This window comes from Mycobacterium sp. 5-140-3-2 (assembly GCF_035666375.1).
Taxonomy (GTDB): Bacteria; Actinomycetota; Actinomycetes; order Mycobacteriales; family Mycobacteriaceae; genus Mycobacterium; species Mycobacterium intracellulare.
Genome location: NZ_CP142025.1, coordinates 2,762,722 through 2,789,112, shown reverse-complemented (window position 1 = coordinate 2,789,112; position 26,391 = coordinate 2,762,722). Strand labels below are relative to the sequence as shown.

Below are 26,391 nucleotides of genomic sequence, written 5' to 3'. Positions count from 1 at the left end.
ACACACAGTTTCGCCTGTGCGAGACGGGAAACCCCGCATGATCGGTATCGCGGCGCTGGCGATCGGCATCGCGCTGGGCCTGGTTTTTCACCCCTCGGTGCCCGAAGTCGTGCAGCCCTATCTGCCGATCGCGGTGGTCGCGGCGCTCGACGCCGTGTTCGGCGGGTTGCGTGCCTATCTGGAGCGGATCTTCGACCCCAAGGTCTTCGTGATCTCGTTCGTGTTCAACGTCTTCGTGGCCGCGCTCATCGTCTATGTCGGCGACCAATTGGGGGTGGGCACCCAGTTGTCGACGGCCATCATCGTCGTGCTCGGTATCCGCATCTTCGGCAACGCGGCGGCCCTGCGCCGCCGGCTGTTCGGGGCGTGACGCCATGACCCGATCGAGCTCAGCGTGAGTCAGGATCCGACGGATCGCGACCCCGGCGCGGCGCCGGATCAGGCCGCGCCACACGGGCGTCACGAACAGCGCGGGAAACACCCCCGCGGCGGGTTGTCCGGCATGCTGCGCGGCGGCCGCTCCCGCCTGGGTTTCGGCACGCTGGCCGTCCTGTTGTGTCTGCTTCTCGGGATCGCCATCGTCACCCAGGTCCGCCAGACCGAATCGGGCGACTCGCTGGACACGGCACGCCCCGCCGACCTGTTGGTGCTGCTGGATTCGTTGCGGCAGCGCGAGGGCACACTCCGCAGCGAGGTGAACGAGCTGGAGAACACGCTGAATTCGCTGCAGGCGTCCGGCAACAACGACCAGGCCGCCATCCAGTCCGCCCAATCCCGGCTGGCGGCGCTGTCCATCCTGGTCGGCGCCGTGGGCGCCACCGGGCCCGGCGTCACCGTCACGATCGAGGACCCCGGGCCGGGGGTTTCCCCCGAGGCGATGCTCGACGTGATCAACGAGTTGCGCGCGGCGGGCGCGGAGGCGATCGAGGTCAACGACGCCCACCAGTCCGTGCGGGTGGGCGTCGACACGTGGGTCGCGGGTGCGCCCGGGTCCCTGACCGTCGACTCCAAAACGCTGTCGCCCGCGTATTCGATTCTGGCGATTGGTGATCCGCCCACCCTGGCCGCGGCGATGAACATTCCCGGCGGCGCGCAGGACACGGTCAAGCGCGTCGGGGCGCGGATGTCCGTCCAGCAGGCCGACCGGGTGGACGTGACCACCTTGCGGCAACCAAAACCGCACCAATACGCTCAGCCCGTCAAGTGAGCAATTCCCGAACAGACAGGATCACTCGTGAGCGATATCCCGCCCGATCTGCGCTACACCGCCGAACACGAATGGGTTCGTCGAAGCGGCGATGACACACTGCGGGTGGGCATCACCGACTTTGCACAGTCGGCGTTGGGCGATGTCGTGTTCGTTCAGCTGCCCGACGTGGGCGCGGAGCTGACCGCCGGTGAATCCTTCGGCGAGGTCGAATCGACGAAATCGGTGTCGGACCTGTACGCCCCGGTCTCGGGCAAAGTGTCGGCCGTCAACACCGATCTGGAAGGCAGCCCGCAACTGGTCAACTCCGATCCGTACGGGGCCGGGTGGTTGCTGGATGTGCAGGTATCCGACGTCGCCGAAGTGGAGTCCGCCATTTCGTCGTTGCTCGACGCGGAGGCCTACCGCGGAACACTCACCGAATGACGATTGCTAATGTCCCTGCAGCCTCGCACGGCGAGGCCGACGGTGCAGCCGGCACGTGGGGGAACCGACGTTTCGGATCGCCAAGTGGTGGGCGCATTGCAGGCCGGTGCGCGGTACCGTCGACAGATCTACCTTTTGAAGACCGGCATACCGGGCAACAAGACCTGGTGCGGAGGCCGGCCGAGCGGCCCGGACAGACAACGCCACAGCGGCCAGTGAGGAGCAGCGCGTGACGGACATGGACTCAGGAAGTCAGCAAGACCAGAATTCGGACGAAGTCACGGTAGAGACGACCTCTGTCTTTCGCGCCGACTTCCTCAACGAGCTCGACGCACCCGCGCAGGCGGGCACGGAAAGCGCGGTATCCGGGGTCGAGGGACTCCCGGCGGGTTCGGCGCTGCTGGTCGTCAAACGGGGTCCCAACGCGGGATCGCGGTTCCTGCTCGACCAGCCCACCACGTCGGCGGGCCGGCACCCGGACAGCGACATCTTCCTCGACGACGTGACCGTCAGCCGCCGCCACGCCGAATTCAGGTTGGAAAACAACGAATTCAGCGTCGTCGACGTTGGTAGTCTCAACGGCACTTACGTCAACCGTGAGCCCGTGGACTCCGCGGTGCTGGCCAACGGCGACGAAGTGCAGATCGGCAAGTTCCGCTTGGTGTTTCTGACCGGACCCAAGCAGGGTGAGGATGGAGGATCTTCGGGCTAGTGAGCGCACCCGATAGCTCGGCACTGGCCGGGATGTCGATCGGGGCGGTCCTGGAATTGTTGAGGCCGGACTTCCCCGATGTCACCATCTCCAAGATTCGCTTCTTGGAGGCCGAGGGGCTGGTGACGCCGCAACGGGCCGCGTCGGGTTACCGGAGGTTCACCGCGTACGACTGCGCGCGGTTGCGCTTCATCCTTACCGCGCAGCGTGATCACTACCTGCCGTTGAAGGTCATCCGGGCGCAACTGGACGCCCAGCCCGACGGCGAGCTACCGCCGTTCAACACCTCCTATGCCGTCCCGCGCCTGGTGTCGGTGAACCGAACCGGGGAGGCCGGCGCGGACGCGGGAGCGGACACCTCGGCGGTGGCGGCCACGCACGTCCGGCTGAGCCGCGAAGACCTACTGGCGCGTGCGGGCGTGGACGACGACCTGCTGACGGCCTTGCTCAAGGCCGGCGTCATCACCACCGGGCCCGCGGGTTTCTTCGACGAGCACGCCGTCGTGATCCTGCAATGCGCGCGGGCGCTGTCGGACTACGGCGTCGAGCCGCGGCATCTGCGCGCATTCCGGTCGGCGGCGGACCGGCAGTCGGATTTGATCGCCCAAATCGCCGGGCCGGTAGTCAAAGCCAACAAGGCCGGTGCCCGGGATCGAGCCGACGATTTGGCGCGTGAAGTTGCGGCGCTGGCCATCACGTTGCACACGTCGTTGATCAAATCCGCCGTTCGCGACGTTCTGGATCGCTGAGGACTAGACTTCGGTCGACAGCTTGGTTTCGGCGGTAGGGCGGATTTTTGACCTCGCCGCCGCTGGGAATGCCAATCCAACCGGCGCCACGAATGCGGAGGACAGACACAAATGGGTGAGGTTCGTGTTGTCGGCATTCGCGTAGAGCAGCCGCAAAACCAGCCGGTGTTGTTGCTGCGCGAAACCGACGGTGACCGTTACCTGCCGATCTGGATCGGCCAGTCGGAGGCTGCCGCCATCGCCCTCGAGCAGCAGGGTGTCGAGCCGCCTCGTCCGCTGACGCACGATCTGATCAGGGATGTCATTGCCGCGCTTGGGCATTCGCTGAAAGAGGTGAGGATCGTCGATCTGCAGGAAGGCACTTTCTACGCCGACCTGGTGTTCGACCGCAACATCACCGTGTCAGCGCGGCCCTCGGATTCGGTGGCGATAGCGCTGCGCGTCGGCGTCCCGATCTACGTCGAGGAGCCCGTGCTTGCCCAGGCCGGGCTGTTGATCCCCGACGAGACCGACGAAGAGGGCGGCACCGCCGTCCGCGAGGACGAGGTGGAGAAGTTCAAAGAATTTCTCGACAGCGTGTCTCCCGACGATTTCAAAGCCACCTAGCGCGCGCCGGGCGGATCGCGCTCGACTAGCCTGGTGGGGACATCACGGATCCGTCTCAACTGGCAACGTGATGTCGACACGCTGGCGGATAGCCCGCCCAGTTGGCCCCGGGGCGGCCATACTTTGATCACGACTTCAGGCGCGGCGGCTATCGGAAAGCGTAAGCTCACTAGCACTCGGGCCTGAGCAGACGTGGCTGCGGTGCAGCCAACAACGCAGCTAACGACGAGAGCGCGATCGCGGAGAGGAACCACCGTGAGCGAGCAGCCACGCCAAGAGCAGCTCAACCTAGCTGAGCAGGGCACCGACGCGAGTAGCGACCGCAGCATCACCGCGGCCGGCCCCCCCGTGCAGCCCGGACTTTTCCCGGACGACTCCGTGCCCGACGAACTCGTCGGCTACCGCGGTCCCAGCGCGTGCCAGATCGCCGGCATCACCTACCGGCAGCTGGACTACTGGGCGCGCACCTCGCTGGTGGTCCCGTCGATCCGCAGCGCGGCGGGCTCCGGAAGCCAGCGGCTCTACTCGTTCAAAGACATCCTGGTTCTCAAGATCGTCAAGCGGTTGCTCGACACCGGCATCTCGCTGCACAACATCCGCGTCGCGGTCGACCACCTGCGTCAGCGCGGTGTTCAGGATCTGGCCAACATCACCCTGTTCTCCGACGGCACCACCGTCTACGAGTGCACGTCGGCCGAAGAGGTCGTCGACCTGCTCCAGGGCGGGCAGGGCGTGTTCGGCATCGCCGTGTCCGGCGCCATGCGCGAGCTGACCGGCGTCATCGCCGACTTCCCGGGCGAGCGGGCCGACGGCGGCGAGTCGATCGCCGAACCCGAGGACGAGCTGGCGTCCCGGCGCAAGCACCGCGACCGCAAGATCGGCTGACGGCGCGCCCCGACAGCGCGACCGCGCGCACCCGTGGCCGAGTAAACTGGGCCGCGCATCGTATTCGAGCGGGAGAGTTCCGTGACGGCCAGTCACGGACGCCGAAGGAGCAACACCTCTCCGTCAACCTCTCAGGCACCCGGACCGCGCGAAACAATGATGCCTCTGGAAAGCGGTGACGACCCGGCCGGTCGACACCCGCCGATGGGGAAAGGCGCCCGGGACAAGCATCCGGCGCCGAATCTCTCAGGCGCCCGGCGCAGGGTGAAGACAGAGGGAGAGGGCCGTTCGTCCTCTGCCTCGATCCGTCGTCGCCCGCCTACCCAGGAGTTTCCAGTGCCCGATCAGTCCACGTTCGCCGCCCGGCACATCGGCCCGGACAGCCAGGCCATCGCGGCCATGCTCGCCGTCATCGGTGTCGACTCCCTCGACGAGCTGGCGGCCAAGGCGGTCCCGACGGGCATCCTGGATCGGCTCGCCGACAACGGCGCCGCGCCGGGACTTGACCGCCTGCCGGCACCGGCCAGTGAGACCGAGGCGCTGGCGGAGTTGCGGGCGTTGGCCGACGCCAACACGGTGGCCGTCTCCATGATCGGTCAGGGCTACTACGACACGCTCACGCCGCCGGTGTTGTTGCGCAACATCTTGGAGAACCCCGCCTGGTACACGGCGTACACGCCGTATCAGCCGGAGATCAGCCAGGGCCGGCTCGAGGCACTGCTGAACTTCCAGACGATGGTCGCCGACCTGACCGGCCTCGAGGTCGCCAACGCCTCCATGCTCGACGAGGGGACCGCCGCCGCCGAGGCCATGACGCTGATGCACCGCGCGGCCCGCGGCAAGAGCAACCGCCTGGCCGTCGACGCCGACGTCTTCGCCCAGACCGCGGCCATCCTGGCCACCCGCGCCAAGCCGCTGGGCATCGAGCTCGTCACCGCCGACCTGGCCGACGGCCTGCCCGACGGCGACTTCTTCGGCGTCGTCGCCCAGCTGCCCGGCGCCGGCGGCCGGGTCACCGACTGGACGGCTCTGGTCCAGCAGGCCCACGACCGCGGCGCGCTGGTCGCGATCGGCGCCGACCTGCTCGCGTGCACGCTGATCACGCCTCCCGGTGAGTTCGGCGCCGACGTCGCCTTCGGTACCACCCAAAGATTCGGTGTGCCAATGGGATTCGGCGGACCGCACGCCGGCTACCTGGCCGTGCACGCCAACCACGCGCGCCAACTGCCCGGCCGGCTGGTGGGGGTCTCGCTGGACGCCGACGGCAACCCGGCCTACCGGCTGGCGCTGCAGACCCGCGAGCAGCACATCCGCCGCGACAAGGCGACCAGCAACATCTGCACCGCGCAGGTGCTGCTGGCCGTCATGGCCGCGATGTACGCCAGCTACCACGGCGCCGAGGGGCTGACCGCGATCGCGCGCCGCGTGCACGCTCACGCCGAGGCGATCGCCGCCGCGCTCGGTGATGCGTTGGTGCACGACAAGTACTTCGACACCGTGCTGGCCCGCGTGCCGGGCCGCGCCGCCGAGGTGATCGCCGCGGCCAAAGCCAAGGGCATCAACCTGTGGCGTGTCGACGACGACCACGTGTCGGTGGCCTGCGACGAGGTCACCACCGACGAACACGTCGCCGCGGTGCTCGAGGCCTTCGGGGTGCAACCGGCCGAGCCGGTGTGCGCCGGCATCATCACCCGCACCTCGGAGTTCCTGACCCATCCGGCCTTCACCCAGTACCGCACCGAGACGGCGATGATGCGCTACCTGCGCACCCTGGCGGACAAAGATATCGCCTTGGACCGCAGCATGATTCCGCTCGGCTCCTGCACGATGAAGCTCAACGCGGCCGCCGAGATGGAGCCGATCACCTGGCCGGAATTCGCCCGCCAGCATCCGTTCGCGCCGGCCTCCGACACCCCCGGGCTGCGGCGTCTGATCGGCGACCTGGAGACCTGGCTGGTGCACATCACCGGCTACGACGCCGTCTCGCTGCAACCCAACGCCGGCTCGCAGGGCGAGTACGCCGGCCTGCTGGCCATCCACGACTACCACGCCAGCCGCGGCGAACCGCACCGCGACATCTGCCTGATCCCGTCGAGCGCGCACGGCACCAACGCGGCCTCGGCGGCGCTGGCCGGGATGCGGGTGGTGGTGGTGGCCTGCCACTCCAACGGCGACGTGGACCTCGACGACCTGCGCGCCAAGGTGGCCGAACACGGGGAGCGGCTGTCGACCCTGATGATCACCTACCCGTCCACGCACGGCGTCTACGAGCACGACATCGCCGACATCTGTGCCGCCGTGCACGACGCGGGGGGCCAGGTCTACGTGGACGGCGCCAACCTCAACGCGCTGGTCGGCCTGGCGCGGCCGGGGAAGTTCGGCGGCGACGTCAGCCACCTGAACCTGCACAAGACGTTCTGCATTCCGCACGGGGGCGGCGGGCCGGGCGTCGGGCCGGTGGCCGTGCGTTCGCATCTGGCGGCGTTCCTGCCCGGGCACCCGCACGCCCCCGAGCTGCCCCACGGGCATCCGGTGTCCTCGGCGCCGTACGGGTCCGCCTCGATCCTGCCGATCAGCTGGGCCTACATCCGGATGATGGGCGCCGAGGGCCTGCGCGCGGCGTCGCTGACGGCGATCACCTCGGCCAACTACATCGCCCGTCGCCTCGACGAGTACTTCCCGGTGCTCTACACCGGCGAGAACGGCATGGTGGCCCACGAGTGCATCCTGGACCTGCGCGGCATCACCAAGGCCACCGGCGTGACCGTGGACGACGTTGCAAAGCGCCTGGCGGACTACGGCTTTCACGCGCCCACGATGAGCTTCCCCGTGGCGGGCACGCTGATGGTGGAACCCACCGAGAGCGAGACCCTGACCGAAGTCGACGCCTTCTGCGAGGCCATGATCGCGATTCGCCGCGAGATCGATCGGGTGGGTGCGGGGGAGTGGTCCGTCGACGACAACCCGCTGCGCGGCGCCCCCCACACGGCCGACTGCCTGGTCATCGGCGAGTGGGACCACCCGTACACGCGCGAAGAGGCCGCATATCCGCTGGGCAAGGACTTCCGGCCCAAGGTGTGGCCGCCGGTGCGCCGCATCGACGGCGCCTACGGCGACCGCAACCTGGTCTGCTCGTGCCCGCCCGTGGAGGCGTTCGCCTGACGGCCGTGTCGGTGCGGGATCAGCTCGGCGTTCGCGCCGGGGCCTGCAACGCCAGCGGCACCAGGTATCGGCGGGCGAAGTCGCGGGCCTCGTTCGGGTTGTAGATCGGGATGACGGACTCCGGCGTCTTGATCAGCGAAATGATCAGGCGCCCGATCATCTCCCCGACGATCTCGGTGTCCAGGTCGGCGGCCAGTTCGCCACGCTCCTGCCAGCGGCGCAGCCACGTCGCGATGTAGCCGCGTGTCATGGCGATCAGGTGCTCGTCGGTCAGGTAGGCGGACAGCTCCCCGGCGGCGGGCGATTCGCGGATGCTTCGGGTCAACAACTTGGGGGCGGAGGCCTCGTGCACGAACGCGGCGAAGACTTCGGCGATCCCTTCCTCCGGTGATCCCGCGCGACCCGCGACCTCGGAGACCAGCGTGCTCAGCCGCAGCGATTCGTCCATGATGGTCAGCCGCACCAGGTTTCGCTTGTGCCGAAACCGGCGGTAGACGGTGGCGACGCCGACACCGGCGCCCTCGGCGATGTCCTGCATAGTGGTGTTGGAGAATCCGCGCTCGGTGAAGCAGGTGCGTGCCGCGGTGACGATCGTGCGGGCGGTCGGATCGAGGCTGGCCAGGCCGTCGGGCAGCGCGCCGAGCAACATCGCGGGGTCTGCCATCTGCCCTCCAGCCGGTTGGGGTATCAGGTCAATTCTGCGCTACCTCAGCGTATTCGCCGCGAGGTTCGCGAGCGCGGCGGATCAGCCGGGGTTCGGCGCCGCGAAGGAATCCAGCAGCACCGAACGGTAGCGGTCGCGGAGCCGCTCGTATTGGTAGCGGTTGTAGGCCAGGGGTTCCAACGTCAGCCGGCGCGGCAACCATCGCCAGCCCAGCTGCAACGCGGCGACGTAGACGACGAACTCGACCTGCTCGCGGGCGCCCCACCGCACCTTGAGCAGCCGGCGCATCGTGGGGTGGGCGACGGCGGCCGAACACACGACAACCGGGCGCGATGCCAGCGTGGTCAGCACTGGCCAGACCACTTGCAGCACGGGCCGCAGTTGCCGGGAAACCAGCAGCTTCGGGATCGGCGGGGCGACGAAGCTGCGATTGGCGAATTGGAGAAACTCGTTGTCGGCCAAGTCTTTTGCCGCGACGGCGTCGTAATGTTCGAGCATGTCGTGCAGGGTCGCCGGCAGCTTCCCCTGCTTGCTGGGCAATTCCAGAAACTGCAGTTCCGAACGCAGGGTCTGATAGACGACCTCTTTCTCGGCGAGGGTGAGGCGACGCCCGCACACCCGCAGATAACCCTGGTACAAGAGATTGAGACCGCTCACGGCCACCCAGGTCCACACCTGGGGGTTGAGCGCGCTGTAGCGCGTGTCGCTGAACGAGTCCTTTCCCGTGCCGCGGACGTCGCGGTGCAACCGTTTGAGATCGTCCCGCGACGCCTTCACGTCCGAGCTGTCGCCGAAGGCGGCGAGGGCGGTGAACGCCGCACTGCGGATCCCACGGTCGGTGAAGTTGTCGGCGAAGCGTCCGCTGCGGTCCACCGCGGCCGCGATTTCGCGATGCGCGACCTGGTCGAGGGCCAGGCGGCCGAACGCGGCGGCCAGCGGCGACCCCGCGAACCACCTGACGTCGTCGGCCAGCGCCCGGTACGCGGAATTCCATTCCGATTCGGGGGGCACGAACGTCGCCGCGGAAGCGTTGCCGCGCCGGTCGATTCGGCTTGTCGTCGTCATCCCGTTCCTCCTTGTGCGCGTCGGTGGGCCGTCACACGACGGTCGCCCCGATCCGGTGCCGCAAACGCATGTCCCACACCACCGCCTGCACGCCGAGGCGCGTCAAGAACCGCGGCGTGAACAGGTCCAGGACCCCCAGGAGGCGCTGCCAGCGGTCGAACCGGCGTTGCTGCGCGGCCGTCCAGCCGAACCCGAGCTTTTCGCGCAGCTGCGGGGGCAGGTACCCCAGCGTCATGAAGAGGTTCCACCCGCCGAACAGCGCCGAGACGGGGGCGGGCAGAAAATCCAGGCGCGCGATGCCGATCAGGTAGCTGCGCATGCGGTCGTCGAAGTCGAGCCGGTCGAGTTGCTCCTGCCAGTACCGGTCGGCGGCTTCGCGGTCGGCGGGCCACATTTCCGGCGGCACCTGCAATGTGGTGGCGAACACCGACGCCGCCCGGTGGATGGTGTCGGGGTCGCGTCGGGAACGGCCGCCCCGCAGCCTGCGGGTGTCCTCGAACACCGCGGCCATGCAGGAGGCGACCCACAGCTGTAACTGCGGGTCGAAGGCGTTGTAGCGCACCGGGCTTTGCGGGCCGGAGCGCACCTGGGCGTGCGCGGCGTTGACGGCCTCCCGGTACACACGGCGGTCCCGCGCGTTGCCGGCGATGGCCACGGCGATGTAGGTGAAGGTGGTGCGGGCGCGTTTGAACGGATGCTTGTACAGGTTGCCGCTGTCCACCTTGCTTTCCATCACGCCATAGGCCACACCGGCATTCGCCAGCTGCATCACGACGTTCGCCGCGCCGTAGGCGGGGGACAGCCACGGCGATATCTCCTCGGCGAGAAACGAGGTGTCGGCGGAATCCGTGTCCGCCCGCCGGTCGCGCCGCTCGGGCCGGGCCGGGACGTCCTCCGGGTCGGTGGGCAGGGGCTGGGCCATGGTGTGCCTTCCTGGGTTCGCCAACGGCTCAACGAGATTCGGTGCGGTGTGCGAAGGGGAGGCTGGCAGGCCCGGGCGGCGCCGCGCGGCCGCCGCGCCGGGCGCGCCAGGCGCTCCCGCGCCGCCAGATGGCCGAACGGGATCCGATCTGGCGCAAGGCCGGTGTCGCGGCGGCGTCCAGCGGTGCAGAGGACATCGTTGCGCTGCGTCTTCCTGGATCAACGTTGATAGAAAGAACGGTTTGTTCTATCACGAGTGTGGCACAGCCGGCCGCGATTGGATAGACGGTGCCCGAATTTTCCGGTTTTGCGTGCACGACGCCGTCGGCCACGTCGTGACCGACGCCGGGCCGGCTAACTCAGGAAGGCGTTGACCGCCGTCGCGAGCTCGGGGGACGCCGACGTCGCGATGTTCTGGTAGCTGCCGCCGCTGAGCTGGGCGACGGCTTCCCACGTCGATCGGTCCGGATCGGCCCCGAAATCGATGACGTTCACAGCGATCGGCTTGGCCGGGTCGGCGCTCTTGCGGATGAAATCCTGTAGCCCCGGACCGTCCAGGGTTTGGTCGGTGTGGGGTCCGGAGGTGATCACCAGAAGCGAATTGGCTTGGCCCGCATGGTAATTGGCCTGCATGTCTTGGTAGATCATGCGCAGCGTGGTGAACGACACCGCGCCGCCACCCGAGGAGTACTGCTTGTCCAGGGCGGCCAATAGCGCCGCCGAGCGTGGCTGGCCGCTGGAGCCGCCGACGGGATCGGCCAGCGGGCCGCTGGCCACCTCGGAGCGGCCCTCGTGACCGTCGAAGGTCCACAGGCCGACGACGGCGCTGGCGGGCAGGGCCTTGATCCGGTCCTGAAGCGCCGCAATCACGTTCGCCAGCCGGGACTTCGCGCCTTCCTGGCCGGGCATCGACTGGTCGAGCATGATCGTCGTGGCCTGCCCGGTCGACGGGGCGGCCATGGCCTCGGCAAGGGTGGCGCGCATCGGGTCATCGCCGACCGTCAGCGTGGACGGCAGCGTCGGGAAGGTGGTCACCGGGCTGCTGGGGGTTTTGACCCCGTTGACCCGGAAGCCCGCCTTCGCCAGCTTGGCCAGCTGATCGGGCTTGTGCATGAAGCGGGAGAACTCGCTGGCCGCCGTGGCCTGTTCGCGCGTGAGCCACGAACCGCTGAGCAGCACGGTGGGATAGTCGGCCACCGGCGCGGGACCCGGCGGAAGCCAGGAAGCCAAGGCGCTCTTGGCATCTGGGAGCGATTGGCCGCGCTGGAACAGCTGCTGTTCGGTGGTGATCACGGCGTGCACCGGCGCGGTCGCCGGGTCACCGGGCTTCAGCAGCGTGTTCATCGCCTCGGTCAACGAGTTGTCGGCGAGCTTGGGTTGCGCGCTCAACAGGGAGCGCACCGCGCCGGTGCCCTGGGGCACCGGGGCGCCGGGCGGTACGGACGCGGCCGCGACCGCCTCACCGGCAAGAAACGATGCGTCCCCGTTGCCGCCCATCGGCAGCGCCAATCGCAGCGACCCCCACGCGGGTAAGTTCAACCCCGCCAACGCATTCGGGTTGGTCTGCAGCCCGGGCAGTGTCGCCCAGTTCTGCTTGGCGAGGGCCGGTGCCAGTTCGGGACGCACGGCAAGCACCACCGGGGAGCTGACCAGTGAATGGCTCTCGCTGATCGTCTTCTGAGTCGCGGCTCCCGCCAGCCGGGCGGCGGAGATCGAGCTGCCGGGGATCCACAGCGCCGGCTGGCCGCCCAATTCCGCCGGCCACTTGCCGATGAAACCGTTGAGCACGGCGTCGGAGTCGGCCGGCTTGACGTTGACCACCATGCAGCGGTCGCCGATCGGTCCCGCCGATTTGTTGTAGCTTTCGGCGAGTTCCTGAACGGACGTGGCGATCGACGGGTCGGCGACGACGGCGACGGTCTCTTGACCGCCGACGCAACGGCCGGCCGCCTTGTGCGACCGCTTGGACAGCACGTCGCCGAAGAAGCTCCACAGGATCACCGATCCCACCACGACGACGACGGCGACCAGCGCGACGATCACCCCGATGCTGACGCCGCGGCGACCGCCCTCGCTGCGATGGCCGCCCCGCCAGTCGGCGAGCCCCCGGTGCCCGCCGCGAAACAGCGAGGGGGATTCGGCCGGCGGCTCCGAACTCGCCGGTCCGCCCTGGCGCGGCGGAAACTCCGGGTACTCGTCGGCCGTGCTGTCGGCGAACGCGTCGCCCGCGGCGTACGGCTCGTCGTCGGCGTAGGGCTCATCGTCGTCGGGGTAGTGGCGCTCGTCCGAGTAGTAGTCCTCGTCCGCGTAGTCGTCGGCGTCCGAGTAGTAATCGGCCGCCTCGCCGGCGTCCCGCTGCTGATGTCCTGCGTCGTCGCCTCGGGACGGCTCGTCGACCACGTCGTCGCGAGAAGGCTCGTCGAGGGAGTCGTCAGGGTCGGGCGCACTGTGCCTACCCATAGCAGTGCCCGCGGCCTTTCCGTCGATCCATCGTTAACTCGCCGCCGATTTTAGTCATCCGCGGCACTATTACACGTGCGAACCCGATTCCAGCGCAGGCTCAATTCGACTGCGCGGCGCGCGCCTTGGCCTCGCGCCGACGGCGGTGCAGGATCGGCTCGGTGTAGCCGTTGGGCTGCTGCGTTCCGGTCAGGATGAGGTCCTGCGCAGCCAGGAACGCCAGGCTGTCGTCGAAGTTGGGCGCCATCGGAAAATACGCCGCATCCTTGGCGTTTTGCTCGTCCACCAGCGGGGCCATCCGCTCGAGGCTGGCCCGCACGTCCTCCTCGGTGATCACACCGTGGCGCAGCCAGTTCGCCAGCAGCTGACTCGAAATCCGCAGTGTCGCACGGTCTTCCATGAGCGCCACGTCGTGGATGTCGGGCACCTTCGAGCAGCCGACGCCCTGGGCGACCCAGCGCACCACGTAGCCGAGGATGGACTGGCAGTTGTTGTCGACCTCCTCGCGGATCTCCTCGGGAGCCCAGGCCAGTTCCTTGGCCAGCGGGATGGTCAGCAACTCGTCGATGTTGGTGCGCTTCTTGCCCGCCAGCTCCTCCTGCACGGCGCCCACGTCGACGTAGTGGTAGTGCATCGCGTGCAGGGTGGCCGCCGTCGGCGAGGGCACCCACGCGGTGGTGGCTCCGGCCTTGGGCTGGCCGATCTTCTGCTCGACCATGTCGGCCATCAGTTCGGTCATCGCCCACATGCCCTTGCCGATCTGCGCCTTGCCCTTGAACCCGGCGGCCAGGCCGATGTCGACGTTGGCGTCCTCGTAGGCCTTGATCCAGGTGGTGCTCTTCATCGCGCCCTTGCGGATCATCGGACCCGCCTCCATCGAGGTGTGGATCTCGTCGCCGGTGCGGTCCAGGAAGCCGGTGTTGATGAACACCACCCGGTCGGCCGCGGCCTTGATGCAGGCCTTGAGGTTGACGGTGGTGCGCCGCTCCTCGTCCATGATGCCGACCTTGAGGGTGCCCTGCGGCAGCCCGAGGACGTCTTCGACCCGGCTGAACAGCTCGCAGGTGAAAGCGACCTCGTCGGGCCCGTGCATCTTGGGCTTGACGATGTAGATGGACCCGGTGCGGCTGTTGGCCAGCGGCCCGTTCGCCTCACTCGTCTTGAGCCCGTGGATCGCGGTCAGCCCGGTGAACAGCGCGTCCATGATGCCCTCGAACACCTCGTGACCCTCCGCGTCGACAATCGCGTCGTTGGTCATCAGGTGGCCGACGTTGCGGACGAACAGCAGGCTGCGGCCGGGCAGGGTCAGCTCGCCCTCGCCGTCGGGCGTGGAGTAGGTGCGGTCCTGGTTGAGCACCCGGGTGAAGGTCTTGCCGTCCTTGTCGACGTCCTCGGACAGGTCGCCCTTGTTCAGGCCGAGCCAGTTGCGGTAGCCGAGCACCTTGTCGTCGGCGTCGACGGCGGCCACCGAGTCCTCGAAGTCCATGATCGTGGTCACGGCCGATTCCAGGATCACGTCCTTGATGCCGGCGGCGTCGGTCTTGCCGATCGGCGAGTCCGGATCGATGAGGATCTCGATGTGCAGGCCGTGGTTGACCAGCAGCACCGACCAGCTGGGGGAGCCGAGCTCGCCGGTGTAGCCGGCGAACTTGTCCGGGTCGGCCAGGCCGGCGGAGCCGTCGGCGGTCGCGACCTTCAGGCGGCCGTCCTCGACGGACAGACCGGTCGCGTCGGCCCACGAGCCGGATTCCAGCGGCACGGCCTCGTCCAGGAATTTGCGCGCGTAGGCGATGACCTTGTCGCCACGCACCTTGTTGTAGCTCGACCCCTTTTCGGCGCCGTCGTCTTCCGAGATGACGTCGGTGCCGTACAGGGCGTCGTAGAGCGAACCCCACCGGGCGTTGGCGGCGTTCAGCGCGAACCGGGCGTTGAGCACCGGCACCACGAGCTGGGGGCCCGCGGTCGTGGTGATCTCGTCGTCGACGCCCGAGGTGGTGATCGTGAAATCCGCGGGTTCGGGCAGCAGGTAACCGATTTCGGTGAGGAACTCGCGATAGGCGTCGATGTCGAGCGGCTCGATGACCCGCTGCCGGTGCCACTTGTCGATCTGGGCCTGGAGCTCGTCACGCCGGCGCAGCAGATCCTGGTTCTTCGGGGTGAGGTCGGTGACGACCTTGTCCACGCCGGCCCAGAAGCTGTCCGGGTCGATATCGGTGCCGGGCAAGGCCTCTTCGTTCACGAAGTCGTAAAGCACCCGGGCGACGCGCAAGTTCCCCGCCGACACGCGATCAGTCATGATTCTCCTCCGTCATGGGCCGCCCTGGACCCTCCATGGGCCGTCGAGGGACCAGAAAGGCCCAGATTGGCAATGTCATCAGCCTACCGAGCACAGCCTGGCGAGCGTTATCCGCCGACCTGCCACAGCAGGTCAGGACGCGCTGACAGCCCCAAGAATGATGCTGCGGCGGTCACCGGAATCGATGTCCAGCAACGCACATTCCGTGCGCAAGCGGCACTGTGCCCTCCGGCGCCCTCCAGCACTTTCTTAACTGGTAGCCGTGAAAGATCATACGGGCTGCGCGCGGTCGGGCCCGCCCGGCCAGTCTCGCTAGGCCTCGCGCATCGTCCCGACGAAGTCTTCGACCAGGTCTTCCATCGCCACCATGGCCACCACGGCGCCGATCTCGTCGATGACCAGCGCCAGGTGGCTGTTGCTGCGGCGCAGCCGCGACAACGCCTCGGCCAGCGGCAGCGACCTCGGCAGCCCCGGCAGGGGCCGCACCTTTGCCAGATCGATCACCGTCTCGGGATCGTCGTCGAGCGTCAGCACGTCCTTGATGTGCAGGTAACCCATGAAGCTGCCGTCGACGTTTGCCACCGGGAAGCGGGAATAGCCGCTCTGGGCCAGGGCTTCCTCGACCGCTGCGACCGTCGGGCCCTTGCCGGCGCCGGCCACCGGCACCGCGCGCACCCCGGACAGGGGCACCGCCACGTCGCCGACCACCCGGTGGCGGATCTGCAGCGCACGGGCCAGCCGGGTGCCCTCCTCCTGGTCCAGCAGCCCCTCGGACGCGGACTCGGCGATCATGGCGCTCAGCTCGACGGGGGAGACCGTGATCTCCAGCTCCTCCTTGCGCTCGACCCCGAGCGCGCGCACCACCACGCTGGCGCACCTGTCGTAGAACACGATGAACGGCCGGGCCGCCCGCACGTAGGCCAGGTACGGCGGGACCAGCAGCATGGCCGTGCGCTCCGGACCGGCCAGCGCGATGTTCTTGGGCACCATCTCGCCCAACAGCACGTGCAGCGTCACCACGATGACCAGGGCGACCGCCAACGACAGCGTGTGCAGCAGCGCCGGGTGAATCGCGGTCAGCCCGAGCCCCGTTCGCAGCAGGTCCGAGACCGCCGACTCACCGATCCGGCCGAGCAGCAGCGACGCGGCCGTGACGCCCAGCTGCGCGCCGGCCAGCATGGACGGCAGCTGCTCCCCGGCGCGGATCACCGTGACGGCGGCGGCTCGGCCCTGTTCCGCCAGCGCTTCGAGGCGGTCGCGCCGCGCCGAGATCAGCGAGAACTCGGCCCCGACGAAGTACGCGTTCACCGCGATCAGCAGGCACGCCAGCAGCACGCCCATGGTGTCGCTCATCGGTGTGCCTCCGGCGCGGGAATGTCGCCGTGACCGCTCAGTTCGGTCAACTCGAGCAAGTCGATCCGGCGGCCGTCCATCCGGATGACCCGCGCCTGCCAGCGCGTCACCGCGTCCAGCAAGCCGTCGGCGTCCAGGCCGGGAAGCTTCACCGTGTCACCGGCCACCGGGATGTGACCGATCTCGCGCAGCACCAACCCGCCGATCGTCTCGTAGGGGCCCTCGGGCGCCCGGAAGCCGGTGGCGGAGGCCACCTCGTCGATGCGCAACAGGCCCGACACCCGCCAGCCGGTGCCGGCGGGCACCACGTCGGGCGTGGCGTCGTCGTGTTCGTCGCGGACATCGCCCACGATCTCTTCGATCAGGTCCTCGAGGGTCACCATGCCCGCGGTGCCGCCGTATTCGTCGACGACGAGTGCCGTTTGCAAACTGTTGGCCCGGATCTCGGCCATCACCGCGTCCCCGTCGAGCGTGGACGGCACCACCGCGACGGGTTGCGCCACCGTGGTCAGCAGCGTGCGTCCGCGGTCGGCGCGCGGGATCGCGAACACCTGTTTGACGTGCACGATGCCGACGGTCTCATCGAGGTCGCCGTCGACGATGGGGAAGCGGGAGAACCCGGACTCGGCGGCCGCGGTCACCAGGTCGGCGACCGTGTCGTCGGTCTGCAGCGCCACGATCTTGGAGCGGGGCGTCATCAACTCCTCGGCGCTGAGCGTGCCGAACTGCAACGATCGCCGCACCAGCGCCGCCGTCGGGGCGTCCAGGGCGCCGCTGCGCGCCGACGAACGCACGAGTGACAACAGCTCTTGCGGGGACCGGGCGGACCGTAGCTCCTCGGCGGGCTCGATGCCCAACCGGCGCACGATCCAGTTCGCCGCGCCGTTGGTCAACCGGATCGCCGGGGTCAACAGCAGCGAGAACAGCACCTGAGCCCCCACGACGGCGCGCGCGGTCGACACCGGCCGCGCCACCGCCAGGTATTTGGGGACGAGCTCGCCGAACACCATCGACACCGACGTCACGATCGCCAGCACCAGCGCGGCCATGATCGCATCGCCGACCCGGTCGGGGATGCCGAGCGCGTCCAGCCAGGGGTGCGGCAGGTCCTCGACCATCGGATCGGTCAGGTAACCGGCCGCCAGCGTCGTGACGGAGATCCCGAGCTGCGCGCCCGACAACTGAAACGACAGCCGCTGGTGCGCGCGGCGGATCCAGCGGTCGCGGCGGCCGCCGCCGCGGGCGTTTGCCTCCACGGCGCTGCGGTCCAGGGTGGTCAACGAGAATTCGGCGGCGACGAAGACGGCGTTGCCGAAGATCAGCACCGCGATCGCCACAATGCTGATCACGGTGACGGTGACGTTCATGAATTACGCCGCCCGCGGGTCGACGGTGGTGGGCCGGTGACTGGGGGAGGCTCCGCATCGGGCGGCTCGTCCGACGGCCCGTGCGCCGGCAAGCCGATGGCCTGCGCGGGTGCCTGCGGCACGTCGATCCTTTCGCTGCCTGGTGACCGAGCGGACGCGGTTGCTTCCGTCTTTGCTGCCTTATGCTAGCCCGGGTGGCGGCGCCGCGGCGCCGACCGCTCGCGGCGGCGCCGGGGTTGGCGCCGGAAACCGCCGCTGACCCGGGGCAACTACGGTATGCCTACCCTTACTCAGGTACGCTCTGCGCACTATGCCCGACGCCCCACCGGACACGCCTGCGGTCCAGATCCTGCCGCGCGAACGCTTCGACATCGCCGACGAGGTCGCACAGATCCCCCGGCCACCCACGCCCGCCCTGGATGCCCCCTTCGGGCTGCGCGCCGCCCGGCTCGAGGACGCGGACATGGTGGCCGAGTGGATGAACCGGCCGCACCTGGCCGAGGCGTGGGAGTACGACTGGCCGACCCCGCGCTGGCGGCAGCACCTGGATGCCCAACTCGAGGGCACCTACTCCCTGCCGTTGATCGGGAGTGTGCGCGGCAGGGATATCGCCTACCTCGAACTGTATTGGGGCGCAAAGGATCTGATCTCGCGCTATTACGACGCCGAGCCGTACGATCTGGGGCTGCACGCCGCCATCGCCGACGTGAAGCTGGTGAATCGGGGCCTGGGCCCGATGCTGTTGCCCCGGATCGTGGCCAGTGCCTTTTCGGCTGAGCCGCGGTGCCGCCGGATCATGTTCGACCCCGATCACCGCAACACCACCGCGCGCAGGCTGTGCGAGTACGTCGGATGTGAGTTCCTCGGCGAGCACGACACGACGAACCGGCGCATGGCGCTCTACGCGCTGGAAGCCCCCACCACCGACGCGTAGCCGGCGTAATCGGGCGACATTGCGGCGGCGACCAACTCCCATAACACCTCGTCGGTGCCGCCGCCGACGCGGGCGAGCTTCATGTCGCGCCACCACGCGCCCAGCGGCGTCTCGTCGATGAGGTAACCCGCGCCGCCGAAGATGTGCATACATTCCGACATCACTTCCTCGCCGAGGCGGGCCGCGGTCACCTTGACACCCGCGGCCGCGCGCAGATCCAGCCGGCCCTGGGCCGCGATGCCGAGCAGGCCGTGCCGCAGCAGGTCGACGCGCGCCTGCAGATCCGCCATCCGAAGCCGCAGCGCCTGGTGCTCGAACAACGTGTGACCGAACTGGCGACGAGTCATCATGCGCGCCAACGTGATCCCGATCGCCCGCTGGCACGAGGCCGCGATCTGGCCGGCGATCGACATCCGCTCGTGGGCCAGCCCCCAGCTGATGGCCGCCAGCCCGGTGCCGGCCCGCGCGACCAGGGCGTCGGCGGGGACCCAGGTGTCGATGTGCACGGCGGCGGTGTCCAGCGGCCCGGCGCCGACCTTGTTGTAGGGCCGCTGCACGCCGACCTGGGCCGTCGGCACCGCGATCAGCGCGACGTTGCCGTACTTGCTGGACGAGTCGTGGTCGACGCTGCGCGCCACCACCATGATGTGATCGGCGATGGGGGACAACGAGACGAACTTCTTGATCCCGCGGACGTCGAAACCCCCGTCCCGAGAGGAGATCTCGGTCTCGACGATCTGCAGGTCGGAGCCGCCGGACTCCTCGGAGGCTCCGATGCACAGCACGGCCTGCCCCCGGATCGCCCGTTCGCAGATGTCCCGCAGGTAGTCGGACTTGCCGAACCGGCGCAGGACGGCGATCGCCGAGTCGTGCAGGCTGACCCCCACCCCGATGCCGGCCGAGGACAACCTGCCCAGGGCGAAGGCGAGCTCGACCAGCTTGCCGACGTCGGGCAGCGCGCCGTCGCCCCATTTTTCGCTGAAGACGCCGCGCGCACCGAGGTGTTCGATCAGTTCACGCGGAAACTGTTGCCGCGCTTCGGCTTCCGTCGTCCACGCCAGGACCTGTTCGTCGAACGCGTCCGCCAGCAGGCCACGGTAGCCGTCGAGGCTGGTCTGGGTTGTCTCAGGCATCGCCGTCACTTAATCCACCGCCTCTAGGGAGCGCCGCACTTCCAGGCGGCGCAGCTTGCCCGACGACGTCCGGGGCAGCGACCCGGGCGCCATGAGGATGACGTCGGAGGGAACGACGCCGCACACGGACGCGACGCGCGCGATGACGTCGGCGCGCGCGCCGGCCTGATCCGCCCCCCGGAATTCGGCGGCGACGATCAGGCCGGGGCGCGCGGAACGTTCGCCGGTGGCCAGCGCCACCACGGCGCCTTCGCGCACCCCGCGGACTCCGGCGGCAACCGTCTCGATCTCGGTCGGGAAGATGTTGCGTCCGGCGATGGTGATGAGCTCCTTGGCCCGGCCGCACACCACCAGGCCGCCGTCGGCGAAGAAGCCGAGATCGCCGGTGGGAAACCAGCTTTCGCGGTCGACGGGGTCGTGTCCCAGGTAGCCGTCCATCATCGACGCGCCGCGGATCTCGATCTCACCGATGTCGCCGTGCGTGTCGTCGCGCGGCGAGATCCGGATCTCGGTGCCTGGTATGGGCTCGCCCAGCACCGCGTGGCGGCGTGAGCCCGCCTCGTCGGTGACGTCGGCGAACCGCAGCCCGGTGCCGGGGGCGGGCACGCTCACCGCGCACGTCGACTCCGCCAGCCCGTAGGACGGGGTGGCGGCGCCGGCGTCGAACCCGAAGGGGCCCATCGCGTCGGCGAAGCGCTCGAATCCCTCGCAGTCGACCGGCTCCCCGCCGTTGATCGCCACCCGCAGGGCGCCCAGGTCGACGTCGGAGACCCGGCGGGCGTACCTGCCGACCAGGTTGTAGGCGAAGTTCGGCGCCGCGGTGATGGTCGCGCGGCTCTCCGACAGCCAGCTCAACCAGCGAAACGGCGAGGCGGTGAAAGCCGATGTGGGGGAAAGCCATACCGACATGCCGCCCAGCGACGACGCGAGCAAGAAGGACAGGCCCATGTCGTGGTAGAGCGGCAGCCACGAGCAGCCGACGTCCGCGGGGGTGACCGAGAGGCGGTGATTGAGGCCGCGCAGGTTGGCCAGCACCGCCCGCGGCGACAGCGCGGCGGTCTTGGGCGAGCCGGTCGAGCCCGCCGTCCCCTGCAGGATCGCGGGATGCTCGCGTCGGGGCGGCGGCTCGCCGCACGAGCGGCCCGTGCGCGCCGCGGGCCCAACGTCTTCGACGACCATGTCCTCGTCGAGGCTCGCGGGATCGAGCGATTGCAGGCCGTCCAGATGGGAGCCGTGGCTCAGAACGGTGCGCACCCCGATGCCGCGGAAGCGGGTCAGCGTCGCCTCGGCCCACCGGCGACCCTCGGCGCCGCGCACCGGCCCGGGCAGGATCGAGACGCTTGCGCCCGTCAGCCACGCGCCCTGAATGGCGGCGACGAACTCGACGGTCGGTTCGCCGACCAGTCCCACGGCGGCCGGCCGGCCCCGGTCCAGCAGCCATGCGGCGACGCTCTCGGCCAGCCCGTGCACCTCGGGCCAGGGGTGGCGGTGCCAGGCCGAGGCCTCGCGGTCGAACACCACCAGATCGCTGGTGCCGCCGCGCATCGCGGCCTTTAGCGCCGCGGCCAGCTCATTCATCGCGATGTTTGGCGGCGATCGCGGCCTGCAGGTCGCCGACCGTGTCGCAGTTCAGGAGTTCCTCTTCGGACAGCGAGACACCCAGCCGTTCTTCGATGGCCACCATGCCCACGGCGAAGGCCACCGAATCCAGCCCGACGTCGTCGACCAGTCGCGCGTCGGGGGTCAGGCGGGACGCGTCGACGTTGAGGTCCTCGCGCAGGATGCTCAGCAGCTCGGCGCTGACGGTGGGGGAAGAGGAGGTCATGGCGCAGTAGGTTAGCAGGCCCTATTAGGCAAGGCTAGCCTTACCCTGCGCGTGTCACCACCCCAGCGGGAGTGGATGCCCCTCGGCGAAGCCCGCGGTCGACTGCACCCCGACCACGACCCGCTCATACAGTTCCGCCAGGTTCGCGGCGCCGACATAGGTGCAGGTGCTGCGCACCCCGGAGGTGATGTGATCGAGCAGATCCTCGACACCGCCGCGGGCGGGGTCCAGGCCCATGCGCGACGTCGAAATGCCCTCCTCGAACAACGCTTTGCGGGCCCGGTCGAACGCGGTGTCGGCGCCGCTGCGGGCGACCACGGCCCGCTTGGACGCCATGCCGTAGCTCTCCTTGTACGGCTGGTCCTCGCGGTCGCGCATCAGGTCGCCGGGCGACTCGTAGGTGCCGGCGAACCATGACCCGATCATCACGTTGGACGCGCCCGCGGCCAGCGCCAGCGCCACGTCGCGGGGATGGCGGATGCCGCCGTCGGCCCACACGTGCCCGCCCAATTCCCTTGCCGCCGAAGCGCATTCGACGATGGCCGAGAATTGCGGGCGCCCGACCCCGGTCATCATCCGGGTGGTGCACATCGCGCCCGGACCGACGCCGACCTTGACGATGCTCGCCCCGGCGCCGAGCAGGTCGCGGGTGCCCTCGGCCGAGACCACGTTGCCCGCCGCCAGCGGCACGCCGAGGTCGAGCGACGCGACCGTGCGGATCGCCTCCAGCGTCTTGACCTGATGCCCGTGTGCGGTGTCGATGACCAACAGATCGATCCCCGCCTCGACCAGGGACCGCGCCTTGGCCCCGACGTCGCCGTTGATGCCGACGGCCGCGCCCACCCGCAGCCGGCCGCGCGCGTCGACCGCCGGCGCGTACAGGCCCGCGCGGATGGCGCCGGTGCGGGTCAGCACCCCGGCCAGCGTGCCGTCGGCGTTGGTGACGACCGCGACACCGATCGGGGACTGCTCGAGCAGGTCGAAGATCTTGCGCGGCTCGGTGCCCACCGGCGCGGTGACGAAGTCGGTCATCGCGACGTCGCGCACCCGGGTGAACCGATCGACACCCAGGTAGGACGATTCGCTCACCAACCCCAGCGGACGGCCCTCGAAAGCCACCACGGCGACCCCGTGCGCCCGTTTGTGGATCAGGGCCATCGCATCGGACACCGAGTCGTCGGGCTCGAGCACCACCGGGGTGTCGAGAACCAGGTCGCGGCCCTTGACGAACTCGACCGTCTGCTCGACCGCGGTGATCGGCAGGTCCTGCGGCAGGATCACCAGCCCGCCGCGGCGCGCCACCGTCTCGGCCATCCGCTTGCCGGCCACCGCCGTCATGTTGGCGACGACGACCGGAATCGTCGTGCCCGAGCCGTCCGCGGTGGACAGGTCGACGTCGAACCGCGACGCGACCTCCGAGCGGTTGGGCATGATGAAGACGTCGTTGTAGGTCAAGTCGTATCCGGGCCGGTGCCCGTCGAGGAACCTCATCGCAACGCGAACCCCCTTACGCCCTCCAGTGTGGCCCAGCTAGGCGGGCACTTCGGTGCGATCGCCGCTCCACAGCGTGTGGAAGCGCTTGTCGGGGTCGTCATCGATGCGGCCGTAGGTGTGCGCGCCGAAGAAGTCCCGCAACCCCTGGGTCAGCGCGGCGGGCAGCCGCTCGGTGCGCAGCGCGTCGTAGTACGACAGCGCCGAGGAGAACCCGGGGATCGGGATGCCCAGCTGGGTGGCGGTCACCACGACACGGCGCCAGCCGTCGATGGCGTCCTCGATGGCGCTGCGGAAGTACGGTGCCACGATCAGCGTCGGCAGGTCGGGGTCCTCGTCGAAGGCGTCCTTGATCCGGTTGAGGAATTTAGCCCGGATGATGCAACCGCCGCGCCAGATGGTGGCCAGGTCGCCGGGCGTGATGCCCCAGTCGTATTCGGCGCTGCCGGCCTGAATCTGGTTGAAGCCCTGGGCATAAGCGATGATCTTCGACGCGTACAGCGCCTGCCGGATGTCCTCGGTGAACTGCTTCGCATCGCCGGGCTTGGTGCCCAAGCTGCCCGATGCCAGCCCGGTGGTGGCCTTGCGCTGGGTCACCGACCCCGACAGCGCGCGGGCGAAGACGGCCTCGGCGATGCCGGTGACCGGCACGCCGAGATCCAGGGCCGACTTGACCGTCCAGCGGCCGGTGCCCTTCTGCTCGGCCTCGTCGAGGATCAGGTCGACGAGCGGCTTGCCGGTCTTGGCGTCGGTCTGGCGCAAGACCTGCGCCGTGATCTCGACGAGGAAGCTGTCCAGGTCGCCGGAGTTCCACTCGTCGAACACGTCGGCGATCTCGCCGGCGGTCTTGCCGAGGCCGTCGCGCAGGAGCTGGTAGGCCTCGCCGATCAGCTGCATGTCGGAGTATTCGATGCCGTTGTGCACCATCTTGACGAAGTGCCCGGCCCCGTCGGGACCGATGTGGGTGCAGCACGGCACACCGTCGACGTGCGCGGAGATCTCCTCGAGCAGCGGGCCCAGCGACTTGTACGACTCGGCCGGGCCGCCGGGCATGATCGACGGCCCGTTGAGCGCGCCCTCCTCTCCGCCGGAGATGCCCGCCCCGACGAAGTGCAGACCGCGCTCGCGCATCGCCTTCTCCCGACGGATGGTGTCGGTGTAGAGCGCGTTGCCGCCGTCGATGATGATGTCGCCTTTTTCCATGGCGTCGGCGAGTTCGTTGATGACGGCGTCGGTGGGATCGCCGGCCTTGACCATGATCAGCACCCGTCGCGGCTTTTCCAGCGCGTCGAGGAACTCGGCGATGGTCTCCGACCGCACGAACTTGCCGTCGCCGCCGTGCTCCTTGAGCAGCGCGTCGGTTTTGGCGATCGACCGGTTGTGCAGCGCCACGGTGTAGCCGTGCCGGGCGAAATTGCGGGCGATGTTCGACCCCATCACGGCCAGGCCCGTGACGCCGATCTGCGCGGTGCCGGTCTTGGAACCCGCCTGGGTGTCCGACGAACTCATGTCTTCGCCTCTCAATCGGGAGAACGTTTCGGCAAAAGCTTTCGGTGACACTGTGGCACAGCGCAGGAATGCGCGCCCCGGGTGATCGGCCTTGCGCGGCGTCAGAGGTTGAACAGGCGTTCCAGCTCGGTGAGCCAGGGCACGGCCAGCGCGATGGTGGGCACCACGAACACCGCCGCCGCGGCGAGATAGGCGGCCGCCGCCAGCGCGGCGCTGTTGCCGCGCCCGCCCAGCCGGCGCACGCGCAGCACCGTGCTGGGACCGCTCGCCGCCAGCGCGCCCGACGGCGCCCGCCCCGACGCGCAGGCGACCAGCGCCCGGGCCAGGGGAGCGCGGCCGGCGGCACGCACCGCGGCGTCGTCGGCGAGCAACTCGACCAGCAGCTGGACGGCACCGAGCGCGTTGGCGCTGCGGACCAGCCGCGGGAAGGCCGCGTGCACCGCGGTGAACGCCTCCAGCACCAGGTCGTGCCGTGCCCGTAGGTGGGCGCGCTCGTGGGTGAGGATGGCCGCGACCTCGGCGTCGGCGAGCGTGCTCAGCGTGCCCTCGCTGACCACCACCCGGCTGCGCACGCCCGGCAGGCAGTAGGCGAGCGGTTGCGGGACATCCAGCACGCGCAGATCGCGGGTGCGGGTGCAGGACTGCGACAGCGCCGCGTCGTGGCCGACCCCGACCAGGTCGACGACCATCCGGTGGTGGGCCCGCCGCTTCCGATTGGCGATGGCCACCCGGGCGAGGGCGACCATCAATCGGGCGCCGACCAGCACGGTTAACGCGAAAACCCCGATGTATGCCGCCCACAGCGGCCACCCGAGACGGTCGGCGGCGCCGACGATGCTGGTCGTGGGTCGCCCGTCGGGACCGGGCATGAGCAGCCGGGTGGCGATCGCGATCCCGGCGCTGAACGCCGACAGGACCGCGGCCAGCGCGACGGCCTGCCACAACACCATGGCGGCTCTGGGGGCGCGCAGCGGCCACCGCGCGCGTGCCAACATGGCCGGCACGGGACCGGTCAGTAGCACCGCGAGAATGGTGAAAGCCAGCGCGGACACACTGTTAGTGTCTCTCAGCCCTCCGGGCCTGCGCCAGCAGATGGCGAGTTGTTGCGTTGATTGGCTTCCAGTTCGGCGAGAGCGCGCCGCAGCGCCTCGGCCTCGTCGGCGCCGACGCGCTCGACGAAGTGCACCAGCGCGGCCTGCCGGCCGCCGGAATCCTCGGCCTGGGCCAGCGCGTCCACCATGAGGCCGGCGACGAGTTCGTCGCGGCCGTGCACGGGGGCGTACCGGTGTGCCCGGTCGTCGCGGATCTGGGAGACCAGGTTCTTCTTGGCCAGCCGCTGCAGCACGGTCATGATCGTGGTGTAGGCGAGGTCGCGCTGCGCCGACAATGCCTCATGGACCTGGCGCACCGTCTGAGGCTCGGGCGCGGACCACAGATGGTCCATGACGGCCCGTTCCAGATCCCCCAGCCGTGTCAGTTTGGCCATAGTTCGTTCATCTCCTGAGCGTCGAAACCAGACTACTCCCGCTTACTACCGACCGTCGTACGGAAAGCTGACAAATCTCTGTGCCAGCCACCGCGCACGCCCCGTCGCGAACAAGTCGAACCATACCCCTTGCAAAGTTA

General features: G+C 69.1%; 23 protein-coding genes and 2 riboswitches. Of the genes, 9 read left to right on the top strand and 14 right to left on the bottom strand.

Annotated features, from left to right (window positions below; all coding sequences use genetic code 11):
* Positions 1 to 37 precede the first annotated feature (37 nt).
* The 8 genes from P6281_RS13175 to gcvP all read left to right on the top strand — a co-directional run bounded on the left by P6281_RS13175 (position 38) and on the right by gcvP (position 7,747).
* Positions 38 to 370 (top strand): small basic family protein, encoded by a 333-nt coding sequence (locus P6281_RS13175; RefSeq protein WP_008256991.1) that lies wholly within the window; start codon positions 38 to 40, stop codon positions 368 to 370.
* Positions 371 to 502: 132 nt separating this feature from the next.
* A complete protein-coding gene (locus P6281_RS13170; protein ID WP_369751751.1) occupies positions 503 to 1,207 on the top strand; it encodes a DUF881 domain-containing protein in 705 nt (234 codons plus the stop codon).
* Between the two features lie 27 nt (positions 1,208 to 1,234).
* On the top strand, positions 1,235 to 1,633 hold the full coding sequence (gcvH, locus tag P6281_RS13165; protein WP_008256987.1) for a glycine cleavage system protein GcvH: 399 nt from the start codon (positions 1,235 to 1,237) through the stop codon (positions 1,631 to 1,633).
* Positions 1,634 to 1,871: 238 nt separating this feature from the next.
* The gene (gene garA / locus P6281_RS13160) at positions 1,872 to 2,345 is read left to right on the top strand and encodes a glycogen accumulation regulator GarA (RefSeq protein WP_014382626.1); all 474 of its coding nucleotides are present in this window, start codon (positions 1,872 to 1,874) and stop codon (positions 2,343 to 2,345) included.
* The gene (gene ftsR / locus P6281_RS13155) at positions 2,345 to 3,094 is read left to right on the top strand and encodes a transcriptional regulator FtsR (protein ID WP_014711689.1); all 750 of its coding nucleotides are present in this window, start codon (positions 2,345 to 2,347) and stop codon (positions 3,092 to 3,094) included. The genes garA and ftsR overlap by 1 nt, the downstream gene beginning before the upstream one ends.
* Positions 3,095 to 3,205: 111 nt before the next feature.
* A complete protein-coding gene (locus P6281_RS13150) occupies positions 3,206 to 3,700 on the top strand; it encodes a bifunctional nuclease family protein (protein ID WP_008256980.1) in 495 nt (164 codons plus the stop codon).
* 255 nt (positions 3,701 to 3,955) lie between these two features.
* Positions 3,956 to 4,585: a MerR family transcriptional regulator gene (locus tag P6281_RS13145; protein ID WP_008256979.1), complete on the top strand. Its 630-nt coding sequence runs from the start codon at positions 3,956 to 3,958 to the stop codon at positions 4,583 to 4,585.
* A gap of 59 nt (positions 4,586 to 4,644) precedes the next feature.
* Positions 4,645 to 4,742: riboswitch (glycine riboswitch) on the top strand.
* Positions 4,743 to 4,869: riboswitch (glycine riboswitch) on the top strand.
* A 52-nt stretch (positions 4,870 to 4,921) separates the two neighbouring features.
* Complete coding sequence (gene gcvP, locus P6281_RS13140; RefSeq protein ID WP_065507926.1) at positions 4,922 to 7,747, top strand: aminomethyl-transferring glycine dehydrogenase; 2,826 nt, start codon at positions 4,922 to 4,924, stop codon at positions 7,745 to 7,747.
* Between the two features lie 19 nt (positions 7,748 to 7,766).
* Here the strand turns inward: gcvP and P6281_RS13135 are convergent, their stop codons facing one another.
* The 7 genes from P6281_RS13135 to P6281_RS13105 all read right to left on the bottom strand — a co-directional run bounded on the left by P6281_RS13135 (position 7,767) and on the right by P6281_RS13105 (position 17,873).
* On the bottom strand, positions 7,767 to 8,411 hold the full coding sequence (locus P6281_RS13135; RefSeq protein ID WP_065503239.1) for a TetR/AcrR family transcriptional regulator: 645 nt from the start codon (positions 8,409 to 8,411) through the stop codon (positions 7,767 to 7,769).
* Positions 8,412 to 8,492: 81 nt separating this feature from the next.
* Positions 8,493 to 9,476, bottom strand: coding sequence for an oxygenase MpaB family protein (locus P6281_RS13130; protein WP_065503241.1), 984 nt, complete (start codon positions 9,474 to 9,476; stop codon positions 8,493 to 8,495).
* A gap of 31 nt (positions 9,477 to 9,507) precedes the next feature.
* Entirely contained in the window at positions 9,508 to 10,398 is an 891-nt protein-coding gene (locus P6281_RS13125; RefSeq protein ID WP_095662760.1) for an oxygenase MpaB family protein, read from the bottom strand.
* A gap of 353 nt (positions 10,399 to 10,751) precedes the next feature.
* Positions 10,752 to 12,857 carry a substrate-binding domain-containing protein gene (locus P6281_RS13120; protein ID WP_065503246.1) on the bottom strand — a complete coding sequence of 702 codons (2,106 nt, stop codon included), beginning with the start codon at positions 12,855 to 12,857 and terminating at the stop codon, positions 10,752 to 10,754.
* Positions 12,858 to 12,957: 100 nt separating this feature from the next.
* The gene (locus P6281_RS13115) at positions 12,958 to 15,153 is read right to left on the bottom strand and encodes a malate synthase G (protein ID WP_065503248.1); all 2,196 of its coding nucleotides are present in this window, start codon (positions 15,151 to 15,153) and stop codon (positions 12,958 to 12,960) included.
* A 312-nt stretch (positions 15,154 to 15,465) separates the two neighbouring features.
* Positions 15,466 to 16,506, bottom strand: coding sequence for a hemolysin family protein (locus tag P6281_RS13110; RefSeq protein ID WP_020822591.1), 1,041 nt, complete (start codon positions 16,504 to 16,506; stop codon positions 15,466 to 15,468).
* The gene (locus P6281_RS13105; RefSeq protein ID WP_020822590.1) at positions 16,503 to 17,873 is read right to left on the bottom strand and encodes a hemolysin family protein; all 1,371 of its coding nucleotides are present in this window, start codon (positions 17,871 to 17,873) and stop codon (positions 16,503 to 16,505) included. Before P6281_RS13105 ends, P6281_RS13110 begins: the two co-directional genes overlap by 4 nt.
* A 310-nt stretch (positions 17,874 to 18,183) precedes the next feature.
* On the opposite strand from P6281_RS13105, the gene P6281_RS13100 reads away from it, so the two are divergent.
* Positions 18,184 to 18,807, top strand: coding sequence for a GNAT family N-acetyltransferase (locus tag P6281_RS13100; protein WP_020822589.1), 624 nt, complete (start codon positions 18,184 to 18,186; stop codon positions 18,805 to 18,807).
* Here the strand turns inward: P6281_RS13100 and mbtN are convergent.
* From mbtN to P6281_RS13065, 7 genes are all read right to left on the bottom strand, one after another.
* A complete protein-coding gene (gene mbtN / locus P6281_RS13095; protein WP_036455780.1) occupies positions 18,774 to 19,940 on the bottom strand; it encodes a mycobactin biosynthesis acyl-ACP dehydrogenase MbtN in 1,167 nt (388 codons plus the stop codon). The genes P6281_RS13100 and mbtN overlap by 34 nt on opposite strands.
* 9 nt (positions 19,941 to 19,949) lie before the next feature.
* Positions 19,950 to 21,518, bottom strand: a complete 1,569-nt coding sequence (gene mbtM, locus P6281_RS13090; protein ID WP_020822587.1) for a long-chain-fatty acid--ACP ligase MbtM — start codon at positions 21,516 to 21,518, stop codon at positions 19,950 to 19,952.
* Positions 21,511 to 21,765, bottom strand: coding sequence for an acyl carrier protein (locus tag P6281_RS13085; protein ID WP_008256950.1), 255 nt, complete (start codon positions 21,763 to 21,765; stop codon positions 21,511 to 21,513). The genes mbtM and P6281_RS13085 overlap by 8 nt, the downstream gene beginning before the upstream one ends.
* 54 nt (positions 21,766 to 21,819) lie before the next feature.
* A complete protein-coding gene (locus P6281_RS13080) occupies positions 21,820 to 23,256 on the bottom strand; it encodes a GuaB1 family IMP dehydrogenase-related protein (protein ID WP_014384754.1) in 1,437 nt (478 codons plus the stop codon).
* Between the two features lie 39 nt (positions 23,257 to 23,295).
* Entirely contained in the window at positions 23,296 to 24,765 is a 1,470-nt protein-coding gene (gene gndA / locus P6281_RS13075; protein ID WP_014711685.1) for an NADP-dependent phosphogluconate dehydrogenase, read from the bottom strand.
* 101 nt (positions 24,766 to 24,866) lie between these two features.
* Positions 24,867 to 25,817 carry a M56 family metallopeptidase gene (locus P6281_RS13070; RefSeq protein ID WP_008256947.1) on the bottom strand — a complete coding sequence of 317 codons (951 nt, stop codon included), beginning with the start codon at positions 25,815 to 25,817 and terminating at the stop codon, positions 24,867 to 24,869.
* Positions 25,818 to 25,831: 14 nt separating this feature from the next.
* Complete coding sequence (locus P6281_RS13065) at positions 25,832 to 26,251, bottom strand: BlaI/MecI/CopY family transcriptional regulator (RefSeq protein ID WP_008256945.1); 420 nt, start codon at positions 26,249 to 26,251, stop codon at positions 25,832 to 25,834.
* Positions 26,252 to 26,391 lie beyond the last annotated feature (140 nt).